The following is a 6,950-nucleotide window of genomic DNA, read 5'->3' as shown; positions in this document are numbered from 1 at the left end:
GCCTACAAGATCGCTCAAGTCGCCGTCGATCCGGTGGAGGTCCCGGCCGATACCGCCGAGATGATCGTCAACCGCATCATCGACAACGCCGCCGTCAGCGCGGCGTCGGTCGCCCGCCGACCAGTCACCAGCGCCCGCAGCCAGGCACAGGCCCGTCCCCTCGAGGGCGGCTCCACCGTGTTCGGCATCGAGGGTCAGTACGCACCCGAATGGGCCGCGTGGGCGAACGGCGTCGCCGTCCGCGAACTCGACTTCCACGACACGTTCCTCGCCGCCGAGTACTCACACCCGGGCGACAACATCCCGCCGCTCGTCGCCGTGGCGCAGCGCACCGGCGCCAGCGGGAACGATCTGATCCGCGGCCTCGCCACCGCCTACGAGGTCCAGATCGACCTGGTGCGCGGCATGTGCCTGCACGAGCACAAGATCGACCACGTCGCGCATCTCGGACCGTCGGCCGCAGCAGGGATCGGCACCATGCTCGGCCTCGACGTCGACACCATCTACCAGGCCGTCGGACAGGCACTGCATCTGACGACCGCCACCCGTCAGTCTCGCAAGGGACTGATCTCCAGTTGGAAGGCGTACGCGCCGGCGCATGCGGGCAAGATCGCCGTGGAGGCCGTCGACCGCGCGATGCGCGGCGAGGGTGCCCCCGCACCGATCTGGGAAGGCGAGGACGGCGTGATCGCCTGGCTGCTCGGCGGCCCCGACGCGACCTACACGATTCCGCTGCCGGGGGCCGGCGAACCCAAGCGCGCGATTCTCGACAGTTACACCAAGGAGCACTCGGCCGAGTACCAGAGTCAGGCGCCGATCGACCTCGCCCGCCGCATGCGCGGCCGGATCGGCGATCTCGACCAGATCGCGTCGATCGTCCTGCACACCAGCCACCACACGCACCACGTGATCGGCACCGGCTCGAACGACCCGCAGAAGTTCGACCCGACGGCCAGCCGTGAGACGCTCGACCACTCGGTGATGTACATCTTCGCCGTCGCACTGCAGGACGGAGACTGGGATCACGAACGCTCCTACGCGCCGGAACGTGCCGCACGCCCCGACACCGTGGAGCTGTGGCACAAGATCTCCACGGTCGAAGATCCGGAGTGGACCCGCCGATACCACTCGGCCGACCCGAACGAGAAGGCGTTCGGTGCCCGCGCCGTAATCACCCTCAAGAGCGGCGAGGTCGTCGAGGACGAGCTCGCCGTGGCCGACGCGCACCCGCTCGGTGCACGCCCCTTCGCCCGCGACCAGTACCTGGCGAAGTTCGCCCGGATGGCCGACGGTGTCGTCGATCCGGCCGAACAGGTGCGGTTCACCGCGGCAACCACCGGTCTGGCCGATCTGGCCGCCGGCGACCTCGGCGGACTCAACGTCCGCGTGCTCGACGACGTCCTGGCATCAGCGCCCGAGACCGGGGAGGGCATCCTCTGATGACTGAGCAGACCGCGACCGCGAGCACGTCGGGCCTGTTCACGTCCGGTGTCAGTGACGGCGACAAGCGGGCACGCCTGCGCGCGGCCCTCGACTCCGGCGATCTCCAACGATGGCCGGGCGCCTTCAGCCCGCTCGTCGCGAAGATCGTCGCCGACGCAGGCTTCGAGGGCGTGTACGTCTCGGGTGCGGCCCTCGCCGCCGACCTGGGACTCCCCGACATCGGGCTCACGACCCTCACCGAGGTCACGGCGCGCGGCAGCGCCATCGCCCGGGCCACCGATCTGCCGACGCTGATCGACGCGGACACCGGTTTCGGCGAGCCGATGAGCGCAGCGCGCACCATCGCGTCACTCGAAGACGGCGGCCTCGCGGGGTGCCACCTGGAGGACCAGGTGAACCCGAAACGTTGCGGCCACCTCGACGGCAAGGACGTAGTGCCGGTCCCGGAGATGCTGCGTCGGATCGCCGCCGCAGTCGAAGCGCGCCGCGATCCGAACTTCATCATCTGCGCGCGCACCGACGCCCGCGGGGTGGAAGGACTCGACGCGACCATCGACCGCGCCAAAGCCTACGTCGATGCCGGAGCCGATCTCATCTTCACCGAGGCATTGGCCGACGAGCGCGAGTTCGAAACCTTCCGCAGGGCCGTCGATGCCCCGCTGCTCGCAAACATGACCGAGTTCGGCAAGTCCCGACTGCTCACGACCCGGCAGTTGCGCGACCTCGGATTCAACGTCGTCATCTACCCGGTCACCACACTGCGACTGGCGATGGGCGCCGTGGAATCCGGCCTCTCGGCGATCGCTGCCGAAGGCACGCAAGAGTCCCTCGTGGACGGTATGCAGCATCGTGCACGGCTCTACGAATTCCTCCGCTACGCCGACTACAACGCTTTCGACCAGAACCTATTCACCTACACCAAGCCTGGGAAGTGATCATGAACGCAGAGGCAACCACCGCCATCTACAAGGGTCTGGCCGGCGTCGTCGTCGATACGACGGCGGTCTCCAAAGTGGCACCGGAGACCAACTCGCTGACCTACCGCGGCTACGCAGTCCAGGATCTGGCCGCGAACTGCTCGTTCGAGCAGGTCGCGTACCTCCTCTGGTACGGCGAACTCCCGACGGACGGCCAACTGGCCCAGTTCACCCAGCGTGAGCGCGCCAGTCGTCGGCTGGACCGGTCGGCTCAGACCGTCCTGGCCCGCACGCCCGAGACCTGTCATCCGATGGATGTCGTGCGAACCATGATCAGCTACCTCGGGACCGAGGACCCGGACGAGGACTCGACGGATCCGGCCAAGCTGATGGCGAAGGCCCAGCGGATGTTCGCGATCCTGCCGACCATCGTCGCGGCCGACCTGCGCCGTCGTCGCGGACTCCCTGCCATCGAGCCGCACCACGCTCTGGGCTACGCCGAGAACTTCCTCGCCATGTGCTTAGGCGAAGTGCCCGACCCGGTGATCGTCCGAGCCTTCGAGCAATCGATGATCCTGTACGCCGAGCACAGCTTCAACGCGTCGACCTTCGCCGCCCGCGTGGTCACCTCGACCGGTTCGGACATGTACAGCGCAGTGACCGCTGCAATCGGCGCGCTCAAGGGCGCGCTGCACGGCGGCGCCAATGAGGCCGTCATGTACGACATGATCGAGATCGATACGCCCGACCGCGCCCGTTCGTGGCTCACCGACAAGCTCGACGCCAAGGAGAAGGTGATGGGCTTCGGGCATCGCGTCTACAAGAACGGCGACTCCCGCGTGCCGACCATGCACGACGCCCTCGTCGAGATCTCCGCACATCTCGGCCAGGACAAATGGCTCACCATCTACGGCGAACTCGAGGACGAGATGGTCTCCCGCACCGGGATCCGACCGAACCTCGACTTTCCGACCGGTCCCGCGTACCACCTGATGGGGTTCGACATCGGGGCCTTCACCCCGATCTTTGTGATGAGCCGCATCACCGGTTGGACCGCACACGTCATGGAACAGGCCGCATCGAATGCGTTGATCCGTCCGCTGTCGGCCTACAACGGGCCGCAGCAGCGAAGCGTCCCGGCATAGCACCGACGACGGGAAAACAGCCCCCGAAAGGACCGAACACCACCATGTTCGCCAAAGTACTGGTCGCCAACCGCGGTGAGATCGCCGTGCGTGCGTTCCGCGCAGCCTACGAACTCGGCGCATCGACCGTAGCGATCTATCCGGAAGAAGATCGCAACTGTATCCATCGCGGCAAGGCCGACGAGTCGTATCGAATCGGGGAGCCGGGACATCCGGTCCAGGCGTACCTCGACGTCGACGAGATCCTGCGCGTGGCACGCGACGCAGGTGCCGACGCCATCTACCCCGGATACGGGTTCGTGTCGGAGAACCCCCAGCTTGCCGCGGCGTGCGCGACCGAAGGCATCGCCTTCATCGGACCGACGTCGACGGTCCTCGACCTGACCGGTGACAAGCAACGGGCGGTGACGGCCGCCCGTGAGGCCGGGCTGCCGGTACTGACCGGTTCGGTACCGTCCGCGGACGTCGACGAACTGGTGTCGGCCGCGCACGACATGACGTTCCCGATCTTCGTGAAAGCCGTGGCAGGCGGCGGCGGCCGCGGGATGCGGCGCGTCCAGCACGTCGCCGATCTGCCCGAAGCGATCGGTGCGGCGTCCCGTGAAGCCGCGTCGGCCTTCGGCAATCCGACGGTGTTCCTGGAGCAGGCGGTGGTCAACCCTCGCCACATCGAAGTGCAGATCCTGGCCGATACCCAAGGGAACGTCGTCCATCTCTTCGAACGCGACTGCAGTCTGCAACGACGCCACCAGAAGGTCGTGGAGATCGCGCCGGCGCCCAACCTCGATCCGACGCTGCGCGACCGGATCTGTGCAGACGCCGTCGCGTTCGCCAGACACATCGGCTACAGCTGTGCGGGCACCGTCGAGTTCCTCGTCGACGAACGCGGACATCACTTCTTCATCGAGATGAATCCACGCATCCAGGTGGAACACACGGTGACCGAGGAGATCACCGACGTCGACCTGGTCGCCGCACAGTTGCGCATCGCCTCCGGTGAAACGCTCGCCGACCTCGGACTTCACCAGGAGACGATCTCGATCCGCGGCGCCGCTCTGCAATGCCGTATCACCACCGAAGACCCGGCCGACGGCTTCCGCCCGGCTACCGGACGCATTACGTCGTATCGGGCGCCCGGAGGTGCGGGTGTGCGACTCGACGGCTCGGCAGCACTCGGTAGCGAGATCACCGGGCACTTCGACTCGATGCTGGTCAAACTGACCTGCCGGGGCAGCGACTTCGCGACAGCGGTGCGCCGCGAGCGTCGTGCCCTGGCCGAGTTCCGCATCCGCGGCGTCACCACGAACATCGGCTTTCTACAGTCTGTCCTCGACGATCCCGACTTCCGCGCCGGGGCCATCACCACGTCGTTCATCGAGGAACGGCCATGGCTGACGACCGCCCGACCGAGCGAGGACAAGGGCACCAAGCTTCTCTCCTACCTGGCCGACGTCACCGTCCATCAGCCCTACGGACCCCTGCCGACGCCGGTGCATCCCCATACCAAGCTGCCCGCTCTCACCTCCGAGCAGCTTCGCGCTCCGCGCGACGGGTCGCGTCAGCGACTGCTGGAGCTGGGGCCCGAACGCTTCGCCCGAGCCTTGCGCGAGCAGCAGGCCTTGGCCGTGACCGACACCACGTTCCGCGACGCTCACCAGTCGTTGCTGGCCACCCGAGTGCGCACCAGCGGACTGTCCGTTGCGGGCCCGTACGTCGCGGCAACCACCCCTGATCTCCTGTCGGTGGAGTGCTGGGGCGGCGCCACTTACGACGTCGCCTTGCGCTTCCTGAAAGAGGACCCGTGGGACCGACTCGCACGCCTCCGGTCCGCGATCCCGAACATCTGCCTGCAGATGCTGTTGCGCGGCAAGAACACGGTGGGCTACACCCCCTATCCGACCGAGGTCACCGCCGCGTTCGTGAACGAGGCCGCGCGAACGGGCATCGACATCTTCCGCATCTTCGACGCCCTTAACAGCGTCGACGCGATGCGCCCGGCGATCGACGCCGTCCGCGAGACGGGGACCACCGTCGCCGAGGTGGCGATGAGCTATACCGGCGACTTGGGCAGTCCCCGCGAGGACGTCTACACCCTCGACTATTACCTGCGGCTCGCCGAACAGATCGTCGATGCCGGCGCGCACGTGCTCGCGATCAAGGACATGGCGGGGCTGCTGCGCCCGGTGGCGGCGCGCACCCTCGTCTCAGCGCTGCGCTCGCGGTTCGATCTCCCGATCCACCTGCACACCCACGACACCCCGGGAGGGCAGCTCGCGACGTACCTCGCCGCGTGGGAGGCGGGTGTCGACGCCGTCGACGGGGCGAGCGCCGCTCTCGCCGGAACCACGAGCCAACCCGCGCTCTCGGCGATCGTCGCCGCCACCGAGAACACGTCGTTCGACACAGGGATCTCCCTCGATTCGGTCACCTCGATGGAACCGTACTGGGAGGCCGTCCGGCGAGAGTACGCGCCGTTCGAGTCGGGCATCCCGGCACCGACCGGGCGCGTGTACACACACGAGATCCCCGGCGGACAGCTGTCGAACCTCCGGCAGCAGGCCATCTCAATCGGTGTCGGCACCCGGTTCGAGTCGGTCGAGAACGCCTACGCGGCCGCCAACGAGTTGCTCCGCCGGCCGGTGAAGGTGACCCCGTCGTCGAAGGCAGTCGGTGATCTCGCGATCGCCTTCGTGGCCCAGGGCATCACCGCCGAACAGTTCGCAGCGGAGCCAGCCGCCTACGACATTCCCGACTCGGTGGTCGGATTCTTGAGCGGAGAGCTCGGTGAACCGGCTGCCGGATGGCCGGAGCCGCTCCGGACGTCGGTGATCACCGGCCGCGAGCGTCGCACCACCGAAGCCGAACTCACTGCCGACGACCGCCACGCCTTGGCGACGTCGGGGACGGTGCGGCAGGAAGCGCTGAACCGCTTGCTGTTCCCGGGACCGACGGCCGACTACCAGCAGCATCTCGACACTTTCGGCGATACATCGCGACTGCCCGCACATCAGTTCTTCTACGGCTTGCAGCCGGGCTTCGAGCATCGGGTCACGCTGCGTCCGGGCGTGGAACTGCTGATTCGACTGGAAGCGATCAGCGAGCCCGACCAGGCCGGGCAACGCACCGTCGTGATGACCGTCAACGGTCAGCTCCGATCGGTCAGCGTCCGCGACCGTGGCGTCGACCCTGAAGTCCCGGCGGCAGCCAAGGCCGACCGCGCAGATCCGAAACAGATCGCCGCGCCGTTCGCCGGGGTGGCCTCAGTCTCAGTATCGGTGGGAGACGCAGTCGCGGAGGGCGGGACCGTCGCCACCATCGAGGCGATGAAGATGGAAGCCGCCATCACGAGCCCGGTGGCGGGCACCGTCTCGCGAGTGGTGATCGTCGGTGCGAGTGAAGTGTCTCCGGGCGATCTCCTGGTACAGCTCGCCTGACGGATCGAGGA

The 6,950-nt window shown here is 67.4% G+C and carries 4 protein-coding genes; all 4 read left to right on the top strand.

What is annotated here, in order from left to right; genetic code table 11:
- On the top strand, window positions 1-1,440 hold a 1,440-nt coding region (locus GX543_RS04405; protein WP_290850068.1), incomplete at its 5' end, for an MmgE/PrpD family protein.
- The gene (prpB, locus tag GX543_RS04400) at window positions 1,440-2,378 is read left to right on the top strand and encodes a methylisocitrate lyase (protein ID WP_290850066.1); all 939 of its coding nucleotides are present in this window, start codon (window positions 1,440-1,442) and stop codon (window positions 2,376-2,378) included. The genes GX543_RS04405 and prpB, both read left to right, overlap by 1 nt.
- A 2-nt stretch (window positions 2,379-2,380) precedes the next feature.
- Complete coding sequence (locus GX543_RS04395; RefSeq protein ID WP_290850065.1) at window positions 2,381-3,505, top strand: bifunctional 2-methylcitrate synthase/citrate synthase; 1,125 nt, start codon at window positions 2,381-2,383, stop codon at window positions 3,503-3,505.
- Between the two features lie 44 nt (window positions 3,506-3,549).
- Window positions 3,550-6,939 carry a pyruvate carboxylase gene (locus tag GX543_RS04390; protein WP_290850064.1) on the top strand — a complete coding sequence of 1,130 codons (3,390 nt, stop codon included), beginning with the start codon at window positions 3,550-3,552 and terminating at the stop codon, window positions 6,937-6,939.
- Window positions 6,940-6,950 lie beyond the last annotated feature (11 nt).

Origin of the sequence: Gordonia sp. (in: high G+C Gram-positive bacteria) (assembly GCF_012515855.1) — a bacterium.
In the GTDB taxonomy this organism is placed as follows: Bacteria; Actinomycetota; Actinomycetes; order Mycobacteriales; family Mycobacteriaceae; genus Gordonia.
The sequence above is the reverse complement of the archived record's forward strand: the minus strand, read 5'-3'. Positions and strand labels throughout refer to the sequence as shown.

What these genes read in the sequence shown, in the direction of transcription:
- GX543_RS04390 (WP_290850064.1), top strand. Translation starts at nt 3,550, where the DNA reads ATGTTCGCCAAAGTACTGGTCGCCAACCGCGGTGAGATCGCCGTGCGT.
- prpB (WP_290850066.1), top strand. Translation starts at nt 1,440, where the DNA reads ATGACTGAGCAGACCGCGACCGCGAGCACGTCGGGCCTGTTCACGTCC.
- GX543_RS04395 (WP_290850065.1), top strand. Translation starts at nt 2,381, where the DNA reads ATGAACGCAGAGGCAACCACCGCCATCTACAAGGGTCTGGCCGGCGTC.